The following is a 22,180-nucleotide window of genomic DNA, read 5'->3' as shown; positions in this document are numbered from 1 at the left end:
GCCGCGAGGTCGCGGTCTGGGGACTCATCCGGAACATCGTCGAAAAGGCACCCGCTGCCCAGCAGGCCGCGCTGTACCGTGCGGCGGCATCACTGAACGGTCTGGTCACAATCGACTCCGCGACCGACGCGCTTGGGAAGAAGCGGTGTCGTGGTGGGTATCCACGACCCCCGCGTCGGCCTTGTCGAATTGCTCTTCGACAGGACAACCCACCGCTTCCTTGGTGAGCCCATCGCCGGCCCGGTCGACCAGCACAAGTTGTCCTTCAACGCCGCGGTCCAGCGCACCGCGGTCGTCGACAAGGTAGGCCGGCTCCCTTGATCGGGTCTTGATTGCCGCCGCGTCAACTGGTTGACGCGGCGGCAATCCGTCAGCTGCTCTCGGGTGGGAGGTCGTGTGAGCAGGTCGGCGTGCCCGCGGCCCGTGCCTGACGGTAGGCGATGTACGGGCCCGCGATCTGTTCGCGAGGAACGTTTGCAAGAGCCAGGACTGTGTCCCCCGCGGCCAGAACCTGCTTACGCATCCGGGCAAAGTCGATGGCGTCCCGGCCGAACGACGGCGCCCACAACGACCAAGGCCCGGAGATCACGGCCATGCTGGGAATCAGATGGCTCTGGAAATGGGTACCCAGCCCACCGAACGAACACTGCGGTGGCACCCGGGCCGGATCGGGCGGGTCGATTCCCGGCAGCACAGCAACCCGGTCCAAGCCATGCCGGGTGACAGCCGCGGTCGCGGCCTCCGCGAGCTTCGTGGTGCCCGCGAACCAGCCGGTGAATTCGGCCGAACCGGAGGCCTGCAGCACTCGTCCCGGACCGTTTTCCCTTGGCACAGGGAGATATTCACGGGTACCCAGGTGTTCGAGGGCGAACGCGTACGCGACCGTGCCCGAGTCGTACTGGTCGTCCAGCTCGCGGGCGTGGAACTCGGTCCCTTCGGCGGGCCGGTGCAGATGCCCGGTGGCGAAGACGAATTCGACGGTCCGCGGCCGGCAGCTCAAGGGCAGCTTGGCGAAATAGCGGGCCAGCGCGAGCATTCCCGCGTTGCCGTTCTCCTGAACCCAGGTGTTGCCGTCGGTGTTCGTGTCGAACACGATCCGTTCTTCGCTCTGACCCGCAAGAGTGGCGATCAGTGATCGTGTGCTCGCCTGGTCTGTGTGCGCCAGAACCGAAATACTCGCCTTCGATCCCACAAGTTGCTTGAGCCGTACGGCTTCGTCGACACCGACGAAGACTCCGGGAACGCCGTAATGCGTTCCGGTGTGCGGGTCGTAGTAGCCCTTTACCTGTTCACGCGGGAAATCGAACGCGATGATGATTCCCGCGGCGCCTGCTTTGCCCGCGTCGATGAGATCCTTGTTGAGCAGCGGCTCGGCCGTGTAACCGCGGTCCACAGCCGGGAAGTCGCGTAGTACGACCTTTCCGGCCGAGTTGGCGGCGGTGATCGGTTCAGCCGAGGGCAGATACACCAATTGGCCGTCACTGCCCAAGGTCGGCAGGGTGTAAGGGATCGCACCGGCTACCTTGATCCGTTGATGTGCGGCAAAAAGGTGACCCGCGGCGGTGAGATCACCGGCCAACGGCTGCCACCGCCGGATCTGGAAACTCCGCGACGAGACTCGGATACCCGGAACTCGTTCGACATTGCGCTCCAGCCAGTTGATCAGGCCGCGGTGCGCGGCACTCGCAGTGGTCCGCAGCCCGAACCCGGCGATGGTCGCGTTCATCCGCTGTAGCTCGGCCTGGCTGGCGAACGCGTTCTCGTCGACCACAGTCGGGCATTCGGCCGGTGCGGCCTGGGCAATCGGCGTAATGCAGTTCAGCAGGAGTACGGCCAGGGCGAAAACGGTGCGTCGCATGATCTCGTCTCCTTGGTACGCCGAGAATCACCCGTATCTTGCTTGATGTGAGCCGGTTTGGGGAATGGACAACAGTTGACGGCCTGCCCGCGTTCCAGTGCGGGGCGGTGGAGATCGCCTGGGACCCGATGCTCGACCCGCCGTCGACCACACATTGGGTGCACCTGGGCAACCGCCGCATCACCCTGGTCGCCGGCACCGACGGCCTCAGCAGCATCTGGGACGAGCACACAGCGTGTCTGTGGCTCGCTTCCCACACTGGCATCAGTCGCCTGAACGATCAGCCTTTGACGGGCCCACCCCTGTTCGGCCCCACTTACTCCCGAGTGTCCGGCCCTGGCGTCGTGCGCACGGTCCTGTGCCCAGAAGGCGAGTCTCCATGGGTTCTGATCCGTGTGGACGTCCAGACCGCGGAGCCGGTCACGCTGAGCGAAGAGTGGGAGGTCAGTCCACGGCTGGTCAATCTGGAGTTCCCCGCCCCATGGGACACAGAGCCCTTGGAGACTCCGCAGGTAATGCTCGAACACCTCGGCGGCTCGCTTGTGTCGGCTACCTCGGGCCCGCTGAAGACAGAGGTTCCTCTCCCGCCTGGATCACACACCGTGTGGTTCCGTTTCGGCCTCGACGACGGCCCGGCAGATCCCTCGATCTATGCCGCAAGCCTCGCCTCCCTCCAGGAGCGCCTCCCAGCCTGGCCCGCAGAACTCCAATGGCACGTGGCTTTGCTCACCGGAGGAGCCTGCGCCGACGGAGTCTTGGGCGGCCACACCCTCAACCAGGGCTCGGCCTACTCATTCCGGCACGGATTCAATGGGGCGGCCCGTGACCCCCTTCAGCATGCGCTCCCACTCGTCTACATCGAACCGGACTTGGCGTTGTCCGTGCTCCGCAACACATGCGCATGGGGCAGCCCCGACGGCGACCTGCCTTACGCCCTGGATGGCCGCAAACAACCGTGGACTTCCCTGTTCCGCCCTTCAGACCAGAACCTATGGGCCCTATGGCTGGCCGCCGAGTACGCCTCAGCAACCAACGACTACGAGTCCTTCACCGTGCCAGTCCCATATCACCCGATCCATAACGCCGAACCGGTTCCATTGCAGGAGAACCTCCGTCGCCAGTTCCGCTTCTTCGTCGACGAAATAGGCCTGGGGGAGGGCGGACACGTCCGAATCCTCAACGCCGACTGGAACGACCTCGCGATAACAGAGTCCGGAGTAGACCGTGACGTGATGATCTCGCGCGGTTCCTCGGTGTTGAACTCGGCAATGGCAGCCTGGGTCCTCCCGGTCTACGCCACCCTCGCCTCCCGCCTGGGCGACGAGACAACCGCCTCCGAGGCCCGTTCCCTCGCCTCCGACCTCCGCACCCGCGTCGCCGCCGAATGGAACGGCCGCTGGTTCCGCCGCGCCCACGCCCCAGGCAACGTAGTGGGAGACGACACCCTCTGGCTCGAAGTCCAACCGTGGGCAATCCTCAGCGGCGCAGCAACCCCAACCCAATCCCGCGCCCTACTCGGCACAATCGACGAACTCTGCCGCACAGACTCACCCCTGGGAGCCAGAGTCCGGCCCCCGAACGGCCCAATCTGGTTCTCCATAAACATGACCCTCATCTGGGCAGCGGCAAAGTACGACCCAGACCTGGCCTGGAACGAATGGCAACGCATGACCCTGGCAGCACACACAGCGGCCTACCCAGAAATCTGGTCAGGCACCCTCTCCGGCCCAGACGCCTATCTGCCGCCCGAAGACCCCCGTCCCGGCCAAACATGGGCCATGCCAGACCTCGGTGTAGCCATGCAGGCCCACCCAATCGCCAACCTCCACAGCCACTCCCAACCCCTGCTCGCCTACCTCCGCCTCCAAGGCCTCGAACCATGACCGCACGCACCCAAATACGCCACCAGCCCCGAAGAGCCGCGGCAGACCCCAAACAAGCCCAGCACCGACTACCGAACTGAAGGTCCGACGGGCCCGATCCGTGGCGCCGGTCGGAAAGCTGGCGCGGTTGCTGGAGTGCGGCGAGTAACCCAAGCCCGGCGCGCCGCAACGAAACCCAACCTCAAACCAAAAGCCGCCTCTCAGTGAAAAGCGTCAACAAAGAGAGCGCCGGCGAACGAAAGCCAGCGGTGTCCTGGGCTCGTGTGGTCACCCTTGGGCAAGCCGACCGAGGGGGAGGGCACGAACCGCCCTTCCGTCCTCATCCGAGGGAGGTTTGCCCGCCCGGCAGGGCACAATCTCTCAACAGAAAAGGACCCACAATCACCAGCGCCCAATCAAAACTGGGAAAATCGCCAACCCCAGAGCATCCCCCACCCCATCCCGGGGGGCGGCCCTGCTCCAGTCTATCGGGGTGGGGAGGGGAAAACACGGGGCGGAGTCGCCTGTGGACAACCAGATTTGCGACTGGCGCCATTCGTACGAAGGCCTATCCGCCGACCAGGGCATTCAGCATGATCAACTTTGGACGGAAGGGCGTCTGAATCGGACTCTTCACCCGGTCGAAGCAGCGCAAGTCACACGCCCGGGACAGTAACGGCGGCTGTGGCGGCTGACACCGGCCATGTAATCTCCGGCGAGAAGAACCTGACCCGCGGGGGCGTCTGGTTTTCCTACGGCGCGGGTCGAAGGGAACTGGGATGACGGCGACTGCTGCGCCGGTGATGCCTGCGGTTGTCGTCCCGGCGGAGAAACGGCCGCAACGGCGGGACATTCAGGGGCTGCGTGCGTTGGCGGTCGGCCTTGTGGTCGTCTACCACCTGAGACCGGAGTGGTTACCGGGCGGGTTTGTCGGTGTCGACGTTTTCTTTGTCATCTCCGGGTTCTTGATCATCGGGACGCTGACCGGTGAGCTGGGACGGACCGGCCGCATTGGACTGAAGGACTTCTACGCCCGCCGGATCCGCCGTCTGTTGCCCGCCGCGACTGTGGTGTTGCTGGCGACGGTCGCGGCCACGGTGCTTCTCATGCCGTTCTCGCGGTGGCCGGACGTCATGCGCGAAATTCTGAGTTCTGCATTCAATGTTCAGAATTGGGCACTCGCTGTTCTGTCCGGCGACTACGGCCACGCCACCGCCAACGTCTCCCCAGTGCAGCACTTCTGGTCGTTGAGCGTCGAAGAGCAGTTCTACCTGATCATCCCGCTCGTCCTGCTCGCCGGCCGCAAGATCAGGTACGCCTTCGTCACAGTAGTCCTGGCATCGTTCGCCTTCTCGGTTGTCTACAGCTACATGCAGCACGGCGAGGCGTACTTCATCACGCCGACGCGCATGTGGGAGCTAGGCCTGGGCGGCCTGGCCGCGATCCACAGAATCGACTTCGGAAAAGCGACAAGGCTGATCCTGGGCTGGGCAGGCTTCGCCGCGGTGATCGTCAGCGCGTTCGTGCTGACCACAAGTATGGCCTTCCCGGGTTACATCGCTTTGCTGCCAACGCTGGGCACAGTCACGTTGCTGACAGCCGGAGCAACGACCGAACCGGCCCGATACGAAACGGCGTTCCTGTTAGGACGGCAACCACTCCGTTACATCGGCGACATCTCGTACAGCCTTTACCTGTGGCACTGGCCGGTCATCGTTGTGATCCTGGACGTCACAGGCGACGACAAGCTGACCAATGACAACGTTTTTCTCGCGATCGGGCTCAGTCTGCTCCTGGCGGCCCTGTCGAAGCACCTGATCGAGGACCCGTTCCGCAAACGCCGGAAGTTCGCGTACACACTCGGTGCGACGCTCGTTGCCATCACTGTGACCGCCGCGATGATTCCCGGCTTGATCGCGCAAGCCCGTCTGGACGCGCTCAAGCGGCAGTCCGCGTTGGTCGACAACTATCCCGGAGCCCTGGCGCTCGATCCTGTCAACCCGAAGCCGGTGCCGCCAGGGGTTGCATTGGTCCCGGACCCGGCCGTCGCCGACAAGGACGGCCCGTTCGCCGAGCACGATAGCTGTAACAGCTACGACATCACGAAAGAACCGCCGTCCGACCCGGCGTGTTCTTTCGGTGATCCGGCTGCGCCCAAGCTGATGGTGCTGGTCGGCGATTCACACGCCGCCCAGTACAGCTCCGCACTGATCGACTTCGTCAAGAAGAACACCACCTGGCGGCTGAAGGTCATGGTACGCAACGGATGCCCGTTCAGTGCCACGCCGCCGCACAACGGAGCCGTTCTCCTGCGGGAATGCTCGGACCAGAACCAGAAGGAACTGGCCGCGATCCTGCAGATGAAGCCCAACTTGGTCGTCACCGCAGCGATGTCGCAGGCTTCGTACAAAAAGGACCTCAAGTGGACCTGGGAGTCGCCCCAACAACTCGTTGAGGGCTACCGCGTCCTGCTGCAGCAACTGTCCGCCGCGCAGATCCCGGTGGCGGTCATCCGCGAAGTACCGCGCCCGGCGACACCCACTCCTCGCTGTCTGCAACGCGATCGGAATGGATGCGACACTGAGAGGTTCGTTGCACTGGGCGACAACCGCGACCCATTGGTCGAGGCATCCCAAGGACTGACCGGAATCCAGACGATCGATCTCACGGATTCGCTGTGCACAGCGGACATCTGCCCGGCGGTCGTCGGAAATGTCGTCGTGTACCGGGACAATCACCTGACCAACTCCTACGTCCGGACGCTGGCGCCAGTGCTGACGACCAAACTCGGCCTGCGTGAAGGGCCGTAAAGACGCTGTTAACGAAGTCGTTCGCACCGTGGAAACGTGCTCGCCGACAAGGTGGGCGGCGTGAACAGGAAATCGTTCGCGGTCGCGGCCTTACTCGTCACGTCCGCATTCGCAGGGGTAACCAATGTCAGCGCCGCGGCGCCCGAGTCCGGTGACGCGGCCGGAGCACGTCCACCGGCGTGCACCACGCCACCGCCTCAGCCGCCGCCGATCAAGCCGACGACCGTCACCACGATCGGCCAGGCGTACTACTGCATCTTCGACAACTACTTCAGCGGTCCCGTACTGGACAGCCGTCAGCTGTTGGTACCGGCATTCGCCGCACTGACCCAGGAGTTGCAACGCAGGGGACTCGACCAGGCGAACGCCACCCTGCCCGCGCTGAAAGGCCACAAGGACGCGGACTGGGCCGCGTTCAGCCGTGTCTACACGCAGATCGCGGCCAAACTCCCGGATGACGCCGCCCGGCAGGCGGCCGCCGCGGCCACCCTCAAGGCGATGGTGGCCAGCCTGAACGACAACCACGCGCGCTGGCAGCCACTGCCTCAGCCGGGGGAGCAACGCAACATCCCGACCGGTATCCGGGTGTCCGGGCAGCGGCCGGACGGATTCGATCCGGCGGTCACCGGGCCGATCTTCGTCATCGACATCGCGCCTGGCGGGGGTGCCGCGAACGCCGGTATGAAGCTGGGCGACGAGATCATCGCGGTCAAGGATGTCCCCGTGATCGTGGACGGCGTGCTCAACCAAGCCGTGTCCCGGTGGATGCTGGAGGGGCCGGAGGGCAAGCCGGTGAAGATGACCATCCGCAGGCCGTCGACCAACGAGACCTTCACCGCCGATGTCACACCGGTCCGATTCCAACTGCCACCGCGTGGTGTCACGTCGAATCTGCTGCCCGGCGACGTGGGGTACGTCAAGATGCCCGGTTTCGCCGGTGGTTTCGCCGACGCGGTACTCAAAGCGATCGCCGACATGCGTAAGGACAGGACGTTGCGTGGGGTTGTCCTGGACCTGCGCGGCAACGGCGGCGGTTCGCCGACGGAGGTCAGCAGATTGCTCGGCGGCTGGACACGCAGCAAGGCCACGAGTTACTGGTGCGATGTGAAGGACAAGTGCGAGCCGAACAAGGCCGACGACACGGTTGAGCTGGTGAACCTGCCGTTGATTGTGCTCACCGACCGCAGTTGCGCGTCGGCGTGTGACTCCTTCAGCAGCGCGGTGAAGGACCTCAAGCTCGGTGCAATCGTCGGCACACGCACCGCGGGTGCGGTCTCCGGCCCCGGCAGCGGGTTCCTGCTCAACGACGCGAGCATCATCGGCCTGCCCAAGGTGCACGAGATCGGGGCGAACAAAGAGGTCATCAACACCGTCGGGGTCGCTCCGGACCATGTGGCCCCGCTGACGTCCGACGCCTTGTCCGCAGGTCGTGACCCGGGTATCGAGAAGGCGCTGTCCCTGCTGACCCGTTAACGCCGCCGTTACGGCTGGTCCGGTCGACTGCCGGCATGCGAGTTCTGGTGGCAGAGGACGAGCGGGATCTGGCCGATCTGGTGGGGATGGGGCTGCGCCGGCACGCCATGGCGGTCGATGTCGTCTACGACGGGGCCGCAGCGGCGGAACGGCTTGCGGTGCACGACTACGACGTGCTTGTGCTGGACCGGGACCTGCCCGGGGTCCACGGCGACGAGATCTGCCGTGACCTCGTGCAGGCCCGTTCCCCCACCCGCATCCTGATGCTGACAGCAGCCGCGTCGGTGTCCCAGCGAGTCGCCGGATTGTCCCTCGGCGCCGACGACTACCTGCCGAAACCCTTTGACTACGAAGAATTGGTCGCCCGCGTGCAGGCATTGGGCCGACGTGTCCAGGCTCCGCTGCCGCCGACGTTGCAACGGCACGGGATCGTGCTGGACACAAACCTCATGCAGGTCACGCGCGACGGCCGCCATCTGCGGTTGTCGCTCAAGGAGTACGCGGTGCTCGAAGTTCTGATGCGAGCGAACGGAGGAGTCGTGAGCGCGGAGACATTGCTGGAGAAGGCCTGGGACGAGCACACGGACCCGTTCACCACCGTCGTGCGCGTGATCGTCAGCCGGCTGCGGGCCAAACTCGGTGACCCGCCGTGCATCCGGACCTTACCGGGAGCTGGATACCTGTTATGAAACAAACCATCCGGGTGCGGCTGACCCTCTTGTACACCAGCCTCTTCCTGGTCACGTCCGGGATTCTGGTGACCGTGGTGAACCTGTCATTGGGCAAGAAGCTGGAAAGCCGGGTCTCCGACATCGACGCGGCGCCACCTCCCGGTGCCGTTCCGCCACATCTTGCGCCCTTGCCGCACCCGCCAGCCGGCCGGGCGGCCCGTTCAGTGCTTGAGTTGCCCGATGAAGTCGTTGAGTACCAATGGATTGTCACGGCGATCGCGATCATCGTGCTGAGCCTGCTGTCGGTGGCGGCGGGCTGGTGGCTGGCCGGCCGGATGCTGCGACCGCTGCGTGGCATCACCGCGACCGCGCGTCGGCTCTCCTTGTCCAACTTGCACGAGCGAATCGGGGCCACAGGCCCACACGACGAACTACGGCACCTGGCCGACACGTTCGACGCGATGCTGGCCCGCCTGGAACGCTCGGTGGAAAGCCAGCGCTTGTTCATCGCCAACGCCGCCCATGAGCTGCGCACACCGCTGGCCACCCAGCGGGCCGCGATCCAGATCGGCCTGGAGGACCCGGTCGACCTGCCCGCGATCCGGGAAACCCTGCTCACTCACAACCGGCGGACCGAGCGCCTGATCGACTCCCTGCTGGTGCTGGCCCAAGCCGAACACGGCCTGGACGTCACCCAGCCCGTGGCCCTGGACGTGCTGGCAACCCAAGCCGTGGCGGAGGTAGCCGACTCAGGCCTCACGGTCACGGTCGAAGCCGAGCCGGTGACCGTGGCCGGAGATCCGGTGCTGCTCACCCAGTTGCTGGCCAACCTCGTGCAGAACGCTGTCCGGTACAACATCCCGGACGGGTCCGTCTACATCGGACTTACATCGACCGGCGTGCTGACTGTGCGTAACACTGGGCCGGTTGTCCCGGAGGAGCGGGTCGAGGAGCTGTTCGAGCCGTTCCGGCAGCTACAAAGCCGTACCGGAGGCGGCGCAGGGCTTGGGTTGTCGATCGTCGCGGCGATCGCACGAGTACACAGAGCGACGCTTTCGGCTCGCGCGAATCCCGGGGGTGGTCTTGAACTGACCGTGCGATGGAACCTGCTCGATGGGCGCAGCGTGTCAGATCCTGCGCTCAGTTTCCGTTGAGGGAACCACTGGCATACCTCCCGCGTCCTAGGGATCCCGGAGGGGACGGGGGAGTGGTGGGGCCGGCGTGGCGGCCCCACCACGCTGTTACCCCGGCAAGGTGTCTGCCGGGTCGAACGCCGGGGCGCTCACCTCGAACGGGTACTTCATGCCTGCGCCTGTGTTCAGCACGACGACACGGTGATTCTCGGCCAGCCAGCCGCTTTCACGGAGCTTGCGGACCGCGGCGAGGGTCGCTGCACCCTCAGGGCAGACAAAGGCGCCTTCCAGCTGGGCACACCGGGCCTGGGTGGCGACTGTGTCGGTGTCGTCGACTGCGACCGCTGTTCCTTTGGTCGCGTACAACGCGTCCAGGATGAGGAAATCGCCCAGCGGCTTCGGCACAGTCAGTCCAAACGCGACGGTTCGCGGATCGGGCCATTGCTCCGCGGTCCGTTTCCCGGCCTCAAAGGCCTGGACAATCGGTGCACAGCCGCTTGATTGCACCGCGACCAGGCGGGGCAGTGGCCCGCTGATCCAGCCCAGCTCCTGCATCTCCTGCAGCGCCTTGTAGATACCGATCAGCCCGACGCCACCACCGGTCGGATAGACGATCACGTCCGGGCAGCGCCAGCCGAGTTGCTCGATGATCTCGTACCCCATTGTCTTCTTGCCCTCGATGCGATACGGCTCTTTCAACGTCGAAGCATCGAACAATGCACCGCCCGATCGTGCGATGAGATCCGCGATCATCCGGCCCGCATCACCGATATGACCACGGACCAGGTAGAGCTGAGCCCCGCTGATGACGGTCTCGGTTCGTGTGATGCTCGGTGCATCGACTGGCATTGCTACGACGCTGCGCAGACCTGCCCGCGCGCCGTACGCGGCCCATGCTGATGCCGCGTTTCCATTGCTGGGCATGGCAAAAGCGCTCACACCGAGCTCGGCGGCGCGGGACACGCCCACTGCAGCGCCGCGTGCCTTGAACGAGCCGGTCGGGATGAGGCCGTCGTCCTTCATCAACAACCCGGGCACACCGAGCTCCAGGCCCAGCCGTTGCAGGGGGAGCAACGGAGTCATGCCTTCGCCGAGGCTGATCACGCGCTCCCGGACCGGCAGGACCTCGTGATAACGCCACATGGTGTGCGGCCGTGCCGCGATATCGCCGGGCCGGGTCGTGATGGAAGCCAGGTCGTAGCGGGCCAGCAGGGGAGAACCGCACTCGCAGAGGTTGTTGATCACGTCCGCGTCGTACTGCCGTCCGCACCGCGGGCAGTCCAAATGCGACAGGTGACTTAGGCTCATACCGCCATCCTTGTTGATCGACGCCGGACATGCAGCACACTGGACCAGTGGCTGAGAACATCGACATCTACGACGCGAACCTGGCACACCTCGGCGTGATGGAACGGGTGCAGGCGCACCTCACGGGCCAATGGCACCGCGCGTTCCACTGCTGGGTGGTATCCGCTGACGGAAAGGTGCTGCTGCAGAAACGCTCGCCCTCTTCTGCCGGCTATCCCAGTCTGCTCGACGTCAGTGCGGCCGGCCATCTTGAGGCAGGCGAATCCGTCCTGGCAGGCGCCCGGGAGATCACCGAGGAGCTCGGCATTCCCGTTGCTGTGGAGGAGTTGCATTTCCTGGGCGAACGGGTCGAGGTGGCCGACCTGACCAACGGTCACCTCAACCGGGAGTTCCAGTCCGTTCACCTGCTGCGGTGCGATGTTCCGCTGAGCGGGTACCAGGCCGATCCTGGGGAAGTCGTCGGGCTTGTGTGGCTGCCGATAACCGACGGATACCAACTGTTCGACGGCTCAGTGCGGGAACTCACCTTGTCCGGCTACCGGTTCAGCGCTGATGGAGCGTGGGAACCGTTCGACATGGCCGTGACCACGGAGTCGTTCGTGCCCAGGATTCAGCGCTACTACGTCACAGCGTTGATCATGGCTGAGCGGCTGCTGGCCGGGATCGGGCCGCTTGCGATCTCCTGAAGCGTTTCTCGGCAGCACGGCGTTTTGACATCTCTTGACCGGTACTTCACCCGCGCAGTATGGTCTAGACCACAAACCCCTGCAGTGGTCCCTGTGTTCCAGTGTCGGCAACGTCCCGCGCTGCCGACATACCGCCGCCCGCGGGAACCGCAGCTCGTCTCTTTAACAGGAGGAGCTGGAATGTCGAAACGCAGATTCATCGCCGCACTGATAGGTGTTCTCGTAGCTCCATTGCTCACTGTTGTCATGCCTGCCGGCACAGCCAGCGCCCACGGCTGGATCACCAGCCCGGCCAGCCGCCAGGAACAATGCCGCGCCGGGACCGTCAGCTGCGGCGAGATCAAGTACGAGCCCCAGAGCGTCGAGGGCCCCAAGGGCCTGCGCAATTGCCACGGCAACGTCGGCCGTTTCGCCGAGCTGAACAACGACGGCAAGGGCTGGCGTGTCCAGAACGTCAGTCGTACCACCACATTCCGCTGGAACCTGACCGCCCGCCACCGCACGAGCACCTGGGAGTACTACATCGGTGGCGCACGTGTCGCGTCGTTCAACGACGGCGGAGCCATCCCCGGCTCGACCGTCACGCACAACGTCAACCTCGGCCGCACAGGCCGGCAGAAGCTGCTGGCGATCTGGAACATCGCCGACACCGCCAACGCCTTCTACGTCTGTGTCGACCTGAACATCAGCTAGATTTCCCGTGATCAGTCCGGCCCGGCGGTCAGCGCACCGCCGGGCCGGCACCATTGCACCGAGAGTAACGATCAGGATCGCCCGGATGTAGCTATCCGGACATGGGACGTTTCGGTTAGCTGTCCGCATGGAGATCGTCGATCTTGCGAGCCGGCCCGATCTGGCGGACGCGGCCCTGAACCTCGGTGACGTCGGCGGCGAGTTCATCTACCGCGGCTCCAGCGGCAAGATGATCACGCTGGAGCGGTTCCGGCAGCACTGGGCCCGCTACTTCCTGATCGCGATCGAGGACGACGTACCGATCGCCCGGGCGCTGTCGGTACCGTTGGCCTATCCGGCCGAAGACCGCCCCGAACTGCCCGACCATGGCTGGGACGAGGCAATCCAATGGGCCGCCCAGGACAAAATGGACGGTCGCGCGCCGAACGCGCTGTGCGCCCTCGAAGTCGTGATCAACCCAGACCACCGCGGCCGAGGCCTGTCGGCACCCATGCTGAAGGCACTGAAAGCCCGAGCAGCCGAAACCGGCCTGCAAAAGCTGATCGTCTCAGTCCGCCCGATCGGCAAGGAACAAGAACCGGAAGTCCCGATGCCCGACTACGCCAACCGGCGCCGGGACGACGGCCTGCTCGCCGACCGCTGGTTGCGTACCCACGAACGCCTGGGTGCAAAAATACTCAAAATCTGTCCATTCGCCGTGACAATCTCCGGCTCCCTGGCGGACTGGCGCGACTGGACCGGCGTCAAACTAGCCGACGGCGACAACATCTTCCCCGGCGGCATCGCCCCCATCATCGCTTCGGTCGAACGAGACTACGGCGTCTACGTCGAACCGAACGTCTGGATGGAACACCCGATGTGATTGTTGCAAGACATGCCCTGGCCGGGCGGGCAAACCTCGGATGGCGAAGGGCTGGTCATTCGGATGGCGAAGAGTTGGGCGCGGGCTCACTCGGGCGGCCGAGGGCCCGGGGTGCGGGGATTACTCGGATGGGGGCCGGGGCGCGATCATACGGATGGCCGGGCCGAGGTGCAGGGATCGCTTGGATGGTTCACCGCCAAGCCGGGGCCCAGACCCCGGCTTGGCGGTGAAGTGGTCAGAGGGTGTGGGCGAGGCGTTCGGCGAGGATGCGGGTGAATCGGGGAGCGTCGGCCAGTTCGCCGCCCTCGGCCAGGAGGGCTATTCCGTAGAGGAGTTCGGCGGTTTCGGCTGTTCCTTCTTTGTTCGCGGCTTTGGCGTCGCGCAGGCCGGTCACCAGGGGGTGGTCTGGGTTCAGCTCGAGGATTCGCTTGATCTGGGGGATGTCCTGGCCCATGGCTCGGTACATCTTTTCCAGGGTGGGGGTCACGTCGTTCGAGTCGCCGACGATGCAGGCCGGTGATGTGGTCAGGCGCGCGGTCAGGCGGACCTCCTTGATGTTGTCCTTCAACGTTTCCGTCATCCAGGCCAACAGGTCCGTGAAGTCCTCGCGGTCGGTCTTCTCCTTGTCCGACGGGTCGAGGTCGACCTGGCCCTTGGCGATGGACTGGAAGGACTTGCCGTCGAACTCGTTGACCGAGCTGACCCACATCTCGTCGATTGTGTCGGTCAGGATCAGGACTTCGTAGCCCTTGGCCGTGAAGGCTTCCATGTGCGGCGAGTTCTCGATGATCGAGCGGGATGCGCCGGTCAGGTAGTAGATGTGTTCCTGACCGTCCTTCATCCGCTCGACGTACTGGCGCAGTGTGGTCTGGTCGGTGGCGTGATGCGTTGAGGCGAACGACGAGATCTCGAGGATTGCCTCGCGGTTGTCGAAGTCGTTGATCAGCCCTTCTTTCACCGCCGGGCCGAACTCCTTCCAGAACGTCTCGTAGCGCGCGGAGTCGTTCATCATCGTCTTCACCGTCGACAGCACCTTTTTCACCAGGCGACGGCGCATCAGCTGGATCTGCCGGTCCTGCTGCAGGATTTCCCGCGACACGTTCAGCGAGAGGTCCTGGGCGTCGACCACACCCTTGACGAAACGCAGGTATTCCGGCATCAGCGCTTCGCAGTCGTCCATGATGAACACGCGCTTCACGTACAGCTGCACGCCGCGCTTGCTTTCGCGCATGAACAGGTCCAGCGGCGCGTGCGACGGGATGAACAGCAGCGCCTGGTATTCGAACGTGCCTTCGGCCTGCATCTGGATGATCTCAAGGGGATCTGTCCAGTCGTGGCTGATGTGCTTGTAGAACTCGTTGAACTCGGCTTCGGTCGCGTCGTCCTTCGAGCGCGCCCAGAGTGCCTTCATCGAGTTGACGGTCTCGAATTCGACCTTTGTCTCTTCGTTCTCGGTCCGTTCGACCGCGAGCTTCACCGGCCAGGTGATGAAATCGGAGTAACGACGGACGATCTCGCGGATCTTGTATTCCGCCGTGTAGTCGAAAAGGTGGTCCTCGGCGTCCTCGGGCTTGAGGTGCAGCCGGACCGAGGTGCCCTGCGGGGCGTCGTCGACCGATTCGATGGTGTACGTGCCCTCGCCGCTGGATTCCCACTGCGTCGCATGGCTTTCCCCGGCCCGGCGGGTCAGCAGCGTGACCTTGTCGGCCACCATGAAACTCGAGTAGAACCCGACGCCGAACTGCCCGATCAGATCGTGCGAGGCCGCGGTGTCCTTGGTCTCCTTGAGCTTGCGCAGCAGCTCCGCGGTCCCGGACTTCGCGATCGTGCCGATCAGGTCGACCACCTCGGCCCGCGACATGCCGATTCCGTTGTCCCGGATGGTCAGCGTGCGCTGCTCTTTGTCGACCTCGAGTTCGATGTGCAGGTCATCGGTGTCGACTTGTAGTTCTTTGTCCCGGAACGCTTCCAGCCGCAGTTTGTCGAGTGCGTCGGACGCGTTGGAGATCAGCTCACGCAGAAAGATGTCCTTGTTCGAATAGATCGAATGGACCATCAACTGCAGCAGCTGGCGTGCCTCGGCCTGAAACTCAAGCGTTTCGATCTGGGTACTCACAGACTTCCTCTCGGGGTGAAACGGACCACTCCCCAGTATCTCAGGTCCAGGCCCATGATCGTCCGAAAGGCCCGATGTGGTTGCGGGGTGAGCGGCGAGCCACTCACCCCGCAAGTTCACCAGCGGTCGTGCACCGAGGCGCGGATCCGCCTGTCGTAGAGGTCCTCGATGGCGGTCAAGGTCTCCGGGGACAACGCGGGCACATCGGCGGCTGCCGAATTGGCCTGAGCCTGGGCGACGTTGCGGGCTCCAGGAATCACGGTGCTGACACCAGGCTGCTGAATGATCCAGCGCAAAGCCAGTTGCGCAGGGGTGACGCCGGACGGCGCCAGCGCGGAGAACTCCTGGGCCGCGGCGACGCCGGTTTCGTAGTCGACGCCGGAGAAGGTCTCGCCCACGTCGAAGGCTTCGCCGTGCCTGTTGTACGTACGGTGGTCGTCGGCCGGGAACACGGAGTCCATCGTGTACCGGCCCGACAGCAGCCCTGAGGCCAGCGGGACCCGGGCGATGATGCCGACGCCGGCCGCCGCGGCCGCGGGCAGGACCTGCTCCAAAGGCTTGCGGCGGAAGGCGTTCAGGATGATCTGGATGCTCGCCACGTTCGGCCGGGCGATCGCGGCCATGGCTTCGGCCACTGTCTCCACGCTCACGCCGTAGGCTGCGATCTTCTTCTCGTCCACCAATGTGTCCAGTGCGTCGAACACGGCGTCGGAGGCGATCACCGACGGCGGCGGGCAGTGCAGCTGGACCAGGTCCAGGGTGTCCATGCCGAGGTTCTTGCGCGAGCGGTCGTTCCACTGGCGGAAGTTCGCCATTGTGTAATTACCCAGCTCCTGGGCCATTCGGCGGCCCATCTTGGTCGCCACGAACGGCCGGTCAGAACGGCCGTGGATGAACTTGGCGATCAGCTGCTCGCTGCGGCCGTCGCCGTAGACGTCCGCGGTGTCGAAGAAATTGACGCCTGTCTCGACCGCGGCCTCCAGCAGCGCCAGCGCCTCGGTCTCGCTGACGTCGCCCCAGTCGGCGCCGAGCTGCCATGTGCCGAGGCCGATGACCGAGACGTCCTGCCCGATCCGGCCGATGGTCCTGTTCTCCACGAAGATCCCTTCCTCACGACTCGCCTGAAGTCTAGTTTCTTCGGGGAGTGACCGCCGGTCACGGTAAGTATTTGCGACGTTGTGCTCTCCCGCGGTCGCTTTGAGTGCTGTAGGGATACCGCATGGCTCCACGACGTTTACGGTTACGTGACTTCATGTCGGTCATCGCCTCTTCCGCCATGGTGATAACGGCGTTGGCGCCGGCGAGCGCGGCCGATCCGCAGTACCAGCGCGGCGGCGACCCGGCCAACCCGGCAATTGCACGGCGTTACCTCGACCAGCCGGTCTCCTGGAGCGTCTGTTCCTTCGACGCCCAGATCAAGGCCTCCTACCCGCAGGCGCCGACGACCGAGTGCGCGGTGGTCAAGGTCCCGATGGACTGGCACAACCCGGACGGGCACCGCGACATCAGCCTGGCGATCTCACGCAGCAAGGCCCTGGGGACGTCCAAAGGCCTGCTGACCAGCAACCCCGGCGGCCCCGGTGGTGCGGGCCTGAACTTCACCGCGACCCTGGCCACCACCAAACAGCGCCTGTTCCAGGAATACGACCTGATGGGCTTCGACCCGCGCGGGTTCGGCCGCAGCGAGCCGCTGCAGTGCCTGACCACGACCGAGGAACTGAACGCCCTGCCGACCACTCTGGACTACCGCGAGCGCACCGAGCAGACGCACCGCACGGAGATCGCCGAGGCGAAGCTGCTCGCCAAGGCCTGTGCGTCCACCGAGTTCGCCCAGTTCGTGAGCAGCCAGCAGACCGTGTACGACATGGAGTTCCTGCGGGCGCTCAACGGCGCCCGGCTGCTGAACTTCATCGGCTACAGCTACGGAACCTGGCTCGGTGGCTGGTATGCCGACTCGTACCCGCAGCGTGTCGGCCGGTTCGTCATCGACTCCAATATGGACTGGACGCACAGCCAGTGGGACAACGTGAACTTCGATCCGTGGTCCTACCAACGGCGTTACGACACGCAGCTGCTGCCGTGGATCGCCCGGCACGCCGACCAGATCAGCGGCCTCGGCTCCACCCCGCAGCAGGTGCAGGCCACCTACCAGCGGATCAGGGCCAAACTGGTCGAGCTGCAGAAGGCAGGCACCAGTTCGGTCCGCGGTGACGGCCTCGACGGCAACGTCGCCGGCGTGATCGGTAACAACCGCCGCTTCATCCGCGCGACGGTCGACATCCTCGTGCACGACGAGTACGTCAAAGCGCCATCGGCCAGCGGCCGGATCGACGGAGGGCACGTCGACCGCGCCTGGGCACGGCTCGCGCCTGAGCTGCAGAAGTACGACACGCTCGCCGCGACCAAGGCCAGGTACGGCGTGCCCGCCGTGGCCGCTGCCGACGAGGTCGTGAACCTCGGTGCAAGCGGTACGGTCGTGCGGTGCAATGACACTGCCTGGAACAAGGACCCGCGCTTCTACACGCGTGAAGCCGACCAGATGACCAAGCGCAATCCGTGGTTCGGCTACCTCAACGGCGTGCCGTTCTGCGCTTTCTGGCCGTATCAGCCACAGGACCGCAAGCTGGACCTGAAGGGCTCGCCGCGCCTGCTGATGGTGCACAGCGAGATCGACCCGCAGACCGCCTACGAAGGCGCTTTGCGGACCCACAAGGACATTTCAGGCGCGTCCCGGCTGGTGTCCATTGACGACGAAGGCCAGCACGGTCAGTACATCCTCGGCCCGTCGTCGTGTGTCGCCGACATCGGCGACCGGTTCGTGTTCAACGGTGAACTGCCTGGCCGCGACCAGATCTGTGGCACGTCGCCGCTGCCCGAGGACGGCTCGGTCTACGAGGTCAAGGGCCCGCTCGACGGCCGCGCGATGCCGTTGCCGCGCAACCTGCTGGCCGCCCGCACCGCGGAAAGCAACCCGTTGCTGGAGCAGGTCATCGACCATCTCAGCCAGCCGCTGAAGCCGGTCCTGCACCGATAGGTCAGGCGTCCGGGGCCTCGGCGACGGGGCCCCGGACGATCTTGCCGAGCCCGCCGATGCCCAGCAGGCCGGCCGGGCTGTCGTTGTCGCTCTCCAGCGCGCCGTCCGGCCGCCAGTCCGGCAGCACGGTGACGCCCGGCTCCAGCAGCCGCATACCGTCGAACCAGGTCGTGAACTCCGTCTCGCCGAAGACGTTGATCTGCTCGCTGGCGTCGTCGTAGACACTGATCAGGTCGAGCATCTGCTTGTGTGTCACGGGATCGTACTTGCTCACGTGTTCCAGCGTGATGACCGAGATCGGCACCAGGCTGCCCGGCGCGCAGGCGTCCCGATAGGTCGCGACCAGCCCTTTCGGGTTGTACTCGTCGCCGACGTACAACAGGATGCCGACCATCAGCAGGCCCATCGGCCGGTCGAAGTCCAGCAGGCCGAGGACCTCCGGTGCCGACAGCACACTGTCCGGGTCGCGGATGTCGGCGTGCAGGATTGCGGCGTTCTCGTTGCCGTCCAACAGTTTCTTCGCGTGCATGACGGCCGTCGCGTCGTAGTCGACGTACATCACGCGTGCGTCGGGATTGCGCCGCTGGACGATCTCGTGCACGTTGCCTACTGTCGGGATGCCCGATCCGAGATCCAGGAACTGGTCGATTCCCTCGTCCAGGCAGGCGTTCACGGCCCGGCGCAGGAAGGACCGGTTGAGCCGCGCCAGCGACGGCGTGCACGCGAGCACTGATTTCGCACGTTCGGCCAGTTCACGGTCGGCAGTGAAGTTCATCGCGCCGCCGAGGTAGTAGTCGTACATGCGGGATGCGTTCGGTACGTCGCTGTCGAAGCTCCGCGGGCCGATCGGCGGTAAAGGCGGAGGCGTGGGGCGGCTCATCCGGTCAGCATCCCCCGTGGCGACAACGCGAGGCAAACTGATCTACACAGCCGAAAAGTTTGTCAGAACACGAAATTTTGGTGCGGCCACCGAGGTTCGTGACCGGGCGTCCCACGTCCTCAGTGTCCTTGCCAGAGGGGGAAATTTTCGCCCATCGTTCATGTCCGTGTGGATCTTGGCGATCTAGGGTTTGGCACATGCGGGTTCTGACAGTGGTTCTCAGTGTTGTCGCATTGGTCTTCGGTGTCTCCTCTGCCGCCTCGGCGACGCAGGTGCGCCCGTTGCCCCAGGCGCACGCGCACAACGACTATGAGCACGAGCGGCCTTTGCTCGATGCCCTCGACCACGGCTTCACCAGCGTGGAAGCCGACATCTACCTGGTCGACGGCCAGTTGCTGGTCGGTCACGACCCGGCGGACCTGCGGCCGGAGCGCACGCTGCAGTCGCTCTACCTGGAGCCGCTACGCAAGCGTGTGCTGGCCAACGGCGGCAAGGTCTACCGCAAGCCGGTGGCGTTCCAGCTGCTGATCGACATCAAGACCAACGGTGTCGCCGCGTACACCGAGCTCGACAAGGTCCTGCGCCGCTACCCGCTGCTGATGACCCACTACATCAACGGGTTCGTCCTGCGTGGGCCGGTGACCGCGGTGATCTCCGGTGACCGGCCACGCGATCTGATGGCCTCGCAACGTCATCGCCTTGCCTTCTACGACGGCCGGATCGCCGACCCGAACGACCTCGGCCCAGGCTCGTCGGCCGCGCTCACCCCGTTGGTCTCCGACAACTGGACCAAGTTGTTCACCTGGACCGGAGCGGGCGAGTTCCCCGCGGCTGAGCGTGCCAAGCTCCGCGACATCGTGGCCACCGCGCACAAGGCGGGTCAGCGCGTCCGATTCTGGGCGACGCCGGACGTGGCCGGGCCCGAGCGCACCGCGATCTGGCGCGAGCTGCTCAAGGCCGGCGTCGACCACATCAACACCGACGACCTCGCGGGCCTGCAGGCGTTCCTTACGAGGTGAAGCCCTAGGCCTCGTTGGGTTTGTAGCAGGCCACGAAGCCCTCAGGCTTGGGGCCGTTGCCCGCGAGCAGGCTTTCCACCTGCTGTTTACGCAGGTTCTCCGGGTAGCCGGGCCAGTCCGGTTCGGTGCCGTTGACGTGCAGTTCGTCCAACCAGTAACCGGACTGGCCGGAGACCTTCTCGAACTCCAGGTCGCACCCCTTGACCCGGACCATCGCCTCGAGCACCTTCTGGCTGCTCTTGATCGTGCGGCCGCCGATCTTCTTGCTCTTCTTCTCCGTCTCGGAGGTCGGCTTGGCCACGTTGCCGAACCCCGCCGCCTTGAGCTCGTCGGCGAACTTGGTCTCATTGCTGGTGCACGCCGTCAGGGCGGCGGCGGTGCAGGCGAGCGCCACGGCGAGTGCGACCTTCTTCTTCACGGCAGTATCGAACAGGAAGGGTCAATGAGGTAACGCCGATTCGCGTAAATAGTTACCTCGCCGTTAGTTCACCCCTGCGGCCATTCGGCCTATTGTCGCCACAGTCCGGCGTCAACTGGGAACGCAGGGTATTTTTTGCGAAATTCTCCGAAAGCCGCGTAAGCCCCCGTCATTCCGGTCGTCCCTCTGTCAGACCGGTGAGAAAGCCCGCGGGGAGATGACATGGTCCAGCAGCACAGCTTGGGCGACGTGGTTCTTGCTTCGATCAAGCCCTTGGTGGTGCGGTACTGCCGCGCCCGGATCGGACGGCGGGACGAGTCCTTTGCCGTGGCCGATCTGCTGGCCAAGGAGACGTTGTACGCGGTGCTGAGGGCCTTGTCCGCCGAACAGGACCCACTGTTGGCGGTGACTTACCGAATCGCCTCGGAAAAGGTGAACAAGGAACTGAAAGGTGAGCCCGGATGCGCCGGTCTCACCATTGACGTCACCCGGCTGCCCGAACGGCAACGCGAGATCTTGGTCCTGCGCGCGGTGTGCGGCCTGAGCGCCGAGCAGACCGCTGAGGCGATCGGTTCGACCGTGGACGCCGTCCGGATCGCACAGCACCACGCGCTGACGCAATTGCGGAAAACCGCCTCGCCGGACATCCCCGCGACACGATTGGGTCACGGCGCCGACTACGAATCACTGCGTGAACGCTGCTGAGTTATAGTCGCCGCGTCCGGCTCGGGGGAGCTCGGGGGTGCGGGCCAGGGGGCGGTCGACAGTGGGTGAGTTCTTCCGGGCGACTCTGGGCTTTCCGGCCGTCCTGCTGACTTTCCTGCTTGTCGTCTGCGTCGGTTACTGGCTGCTGGCGTTGCTGGGCGCTCTGGACATCGATGACGACGCCGGTGATCTGCTGGGTTCACTCGGGTTCGGCGGCGTTCCGCTGACCATCGTGCTCACCCTGGTGATCGTCGTCGGCTGGTTTCTCAGCCTGGTCGGCACAGTGCTGACCCAAGGCCTGTCCACGGCCGCCCGGATCGGGCTCGGCATCGTGGTGCTACTGGCCGCGATTGTGCTGGCACTGTTGGTGGCCCGGTTGCTCGTGGCGCCGCTGCGCCGGATCTTGCACAGTGGACCTTCGGTGTCCCGTGCGGACTTCGTCGGCCGGACCTGCGTGATCCGGACCGGCACGGTGGCGATCGACTTCGGCCAGGCCGAGGTCCAGGCCGCGGACGGCTCGTCAGCCGTCGTCCAGGTTCGGCAGACCGGGCAGGACGACCTGCGCGCCGGCCAGACCGCGTTGATCTACGACTACGACACCGATGGCGAGTTCTTCTGGGTCGCCCCGGTCGAGACTCATCTGAAGGACTGA

Annotated in this window: 19 protein-coding genes; 13 read left to right on the top strand and 6 right to left on the bottom strand. The window is 64.9% G+C overall.

Annotated features, from left to right (window positions below):
• Positions 1–153 precede the first annotated feature (153 nt).
• Complete coding sequence (locus JOF56_RS03525) at positions 154–321, top strand: hypothetical protein (RefSeq protein ID WP_209634334.1); 168 nt, start codon at positions 154–156, stop codon at positions 319–321.
• Between the two features lie 49 nt (positions 322–370).
• Here JOF56_RS03525 and JOF56_RS03520 read toward each other — a convergent pair whose 3' ends face one another.
• Entirely contained in the window at positions 371–1,858 is a 1,488-nt protein-coding gene (locus JOF56_RS03520) for a hypothetical protein (RefSeq protein ID WP_209634332.1), read from the bottom strand.
• 47 nt (positions 1,859–1,905) lie between these two features.
• On the opposite strand from JOF56_RS03520, the gene JOF56_RS03515 reads away from it, so the two are divergent.
• The 5 genes from JOF56_RS03515 (at position 1,906) to JOF56_RS03495 (ending at position 9,828) form a co-directional block, all read left to right on the top strand.
• Positions 1,906–3,741, top strand: a complete 1,836-nt coding sequence (locus JOF56_RS03515; RefSeq protein WP_209634330.1) for a GH36-type glycosyl hydrolase domain-containing protein — start codon at positions 1,906–1,908, stop codon at positions 3,739–3,741.
• A 758-nt stretch (positions 3,742–4,499) separates the two neighbouring features.
• Positions 4,500–6,530 carry an acyltransferase family protein gene (locus JOF56_RS03510; RefSeq protein WP_209634328.1) on the top strand — a complete coding sequence of 677 codons (2,031 nt, stop codon included), beginning with the start codon at positions 4,500–4,502 and terminating at the stop codon, positions 6,528–6,530.
• Between the two features lie 60 nt (positions 6,531–6,590).
• Positions 6,591–8,003, top strand: coding sequence for a S41 family peptidase (locus JOF56_RS03505; protein ID WP_209634326.1), 1,413 nt, complete (start codon positions 6,591–6,593; stop codon positions 8,001–8,003).
• Positions 8,004–8,038: 35 nt separating this feature from the next.
• Positions 8,039–8,692 carry a response regulator transcription factor gene (locus tag JOF56_RS03500; protein WP_209634323.1) on the top strand — a complete coding sequence of 218 codons (654 nt, stop codon included), beginning with the start codon at positions 8,039–8,041 and terminating at the stop codon, positions 8,690–8,692.
• The gene (locus tag JOF56_RS03495) at positions 8,689–9,828 is read left to right on the top strand and encodes a HAMP domain-containing sensor histidine kinase (RefSeq protein WP_209634321.1); all 1,140 of its coding nucleotides are present in this window, start codon (positions 8,689–8,691) and stop codon (positions 9,826–9,828) included. The genes JOF56_RS03500 and JOF56_RS03495 overlap by 4 nt, the downstream gene beginning before the upstream one ends.
• Positions 9,829–9,915: 87 nt before the next feature.
• Here JOF56_RS03495 and JOF56_RS03490 read toward each other — a convergent pair whose 3' ends face one another.
• A complete protein-coding gene (locus JOF56_RS03490) occupies positions 9,916–11,115 on the bottom strand; it encodes a threonine synthase (protein ID WP_209634319.1) in 1,200 nt (399 codons plus the stop codon).
• Between the two features lie 47 nt (positions 11,116–11,162).
• On the opposite strand from JOF56_RS03490, the gene JOF56_RS03485 reads away from it, so the two are divergent.
• The 3 genes from JOF56_RS03485 (at position 11,163) to JOF56_RS03475 (ending at position 13,356) form a co-directional block, all read left to right on the top strand.
• Complete coding sequence (locus tag JOF56_RS03485; RefSeq protein WP_209634317.1) at positions 11,163–11,801, top strand: NUDIX hydrolase; 639 nt, start codon at positions 11,163–11,165, stop codon at positions 11,799–11,801.
• 180 nt (positions 11,802–11,981) lie between these two features.
• Entirely contained in the window at positions 11,982–12,494 is a 513-nt protein-coding gene (locus JOF56_RS03480; protein ID WP_209634315.1) for a lytic polysaccharide monooxygenase auxiliary activity family 9 protein, read from the top strand.
• Between the two features lie 127 nt (positions 12,495–12,621).
• Positions 12,622–13,356, top strand: coding sequence for a GNAT family N-acetyltransferase family protein (locus JOF56_RS03475; RefSeq protein WP_209634313.1), 735 nt, complete (start codon positions 12,622–12,624; stop codon positions 13,354–13,356).
• A 235-nt stretch (positions 13,357–13,591) separates the two neighbouring features.
• On the opposite strand, the gene htpG is transcribed toward JOF56_RS03475, so the two are convergent.
• Together htpG and JOF56_RS03465 are read right to left on the bottom strand one after the other, a co-directional pair.
• Entirely contained in the window at positions 13,592–15,472 is a 1,881-nt protein-coding gene (htpG, locus tag JOF56_RS03470; protein WP_209634311.1) for a molecular chaperone HtpG, read from the bottom strand.
• A gap of 116 nt (positions 15,473–15,588) precedes the next feature.
• The gene (locus JOF56_RS03465) at positions 15,589–16,569 is read right to left on the bottom strand and encodes an aldo/keto reductase (RefSeq protein WP_209634309.1); all 981 of its coding nucleotides are present in this window, start codon (positions 16,567–16,569) and stop codon (positions 15,589–15,591) included.
• A gap of 122 nt (positions 16,570–16,691) precedes the next feature.
• On the opposite strand from JOF56_RS03465, the gene JOF56_RS03460 reads away from it, so the two are divergent.
• Positions 16,692–18,506 (top strand): alpha/beta hydrolase, encoded by a 1,815-nt coding sequence (locus JOF56_RS03460; RefSeq protein ID WP_209634307.1) that lies wholly within the window; start codon positions 16,692–16,694, stop codon positions 18,504–18,506.
• Between the two features lies 1 nt (position 18,507).
• Here JOF56_RS03460 and JOF56_RS03455 read toward each other — a convergent pair whose 3' ends face one another.
• A complete protein-coding gene (locus JOF56_RS03455) occupies positions 18,508–19,386 on the bottom strand; it encodes an SAM-dependent methyltransferase (protein WP_209634305.1) in 879 nt (292 codons plus the stop codon).
• 197 nt (positions 19,387–19,583) lie between these two features.
• Here JOF56_RS03455 and JOF56_RS03450 point away from each other — a divergent pair, with 197 nt between their 5' ends.
• Complete coding sequence (locus tag JOF56_RS03450; RefSeq protein ID WP_209634303.1) at positions 19,584–20,405, top strand: phosphatidylinositol-specific phospholipase C/glycerophosphodiester phosphodiesterase family protein; 822 nt, start codon at positions 19,584–19,586, stop codon at positions 20,403–20,405.
• A gap of 4 nt (positions 20,406–20,409) precedes the next feature.
• On the opposite strand, the gene JOF56_RS03445 is transcribed toward JOF56_RS03450, so the two are convergent.
• Positions 20,410–20,823, bottom strand: a complete 414-nt coding sequence (locus JOF56_RS03445) for a hypothetical protein (protein WP_209634301.1) — start codon at positions 20,821–20,823, stop codon at positions 20,410–20,412.
• A gap of 222 nt (positions 20,824–21,045) precedes the next feature.
• Between JOF56_RS03445 and JOF56_RS03440 the strand changes: the two genes are divergently transcribed.
• Positions 21,046–21,528 (top strand): sigma factor-like helix-turn-helix DNA-binding protein, encoded by a 483-nt coding sequence (locus JOF56_RS03440; RefSeq protein WP_209634299.1) that lies wholly within the window; start codon positions 21,046–21,048, stop codon positions 21,526–21,528.
• A 37-nt stretch (positions 21,529–21,565) separates the two neighbouring features.
• A complete protein-coding gene (locus tag JOF56_RS03435) occupies positions 21,566–22,180 on the top strand; it encodes an OB-fold-containig protein (protein WP_307854904.1) in 615 nt (204 codons plus the stop codon).

It is taken from the genome of Kibdelosporangium banguiense (genome assembly GCF_017876405.1).
Lineage (GTDB): Bacteria > Actinomycetota > Actinomycetes > Mycobacteriales > Pseudonocardiaceae > Kibdelosporangium > Kibdelosporangium banguiense.
Note: the sequence above shows the minus strand (reverse complement) of the source record. Positions and strands in the feature narration are given on the sequence as shown.

What these genes read in the sequence shown, in the direction of transcription:
- JOF56_RS03440 (WP_209634299.1), top strand. Translation starts at nt 21,046, where the DNA reads ATGGTCCAGCAGCACAGCTTGGGCGACGTGGTTCTTGCTTCGATCAAG.
- JOF56_RS03500 (WP_209634323.1), top strand. Translation starts at nt 8,039, where the DNA reads ATGCGAGTTCTGGTGGCAGAGGACGAGCGGGATCTGGCCGATCTGGTG.
- JOF56_RS03455 (WP_209634305.1), bottom strand. Translation starts at nt 19,386, where the DNA reads ATGAGCCGCCCCACGCCTCCGCCTTTACCGCCGATCGGCCCGCGGAGC.
- JOF56_RS03475 (WP_209634313.1), top strand. Translation starts at nt 12,622, where the DNA reads ATGGAGATCGTCGATCTTGCGAGCCGGCCCGATCTGGCGGACGCGGCC.
- JOF56_RS03490 (WP_209634319.1), bottom strand. Translation starts at nt 11,115, where the DNA reads ATGAGCCTAAGTCACCTGTCGCATTTGGACTGCCCGCGGTGCGGACGG.
- JOF56_RS03520 (WP_209634332.1), bottom strand. Translation starts at nt 1,858, where the DNA reads ATGCGACGCACCGTTTTCGCCCTGGCCGTACTCCTGCTGAACTGCATT.
- JOF56_RS03480 (WP_209634315.1), top strand. Translation starts at nt 11,982, where the DNA reads ATGTCGAAACGCAGATTCATCGCCGCACTGATAGGTGTTCTCGTAGCT.
- JOF56_RS03495 (WP_209634321.1), top strand. Translation starts at nt 8,689, where the DNA reads ATGAAACAAACCATCCGGGTGCGGCTGACCCTCTTGTACACCAGCCTC.
- JOF56_RS03460 (WP_209634307.1), top strand. Translation starts at nt 16,692, where the DNA reads ATGGCTCCACGACGTTTACGGTTACGTGACTTCATGTCGGTCATCGCC.
- JOF56_RS03450 (WP_209634303.1), top strand. Translation starts at nt 19,584, where the DNA reads ATGCGGGTTCTGACAGTGGTTCTCAGTGTTGTCGCATTGGTCTTCGGT.
- JOF56_RS03510 (WP_209634328.1), top strand. Translation starts at nt 4,500, where the DNA reads ATGACGGCGACTGCTGCGCCGGTGATGCCTGCGGTTGTCGTCCCGGCG.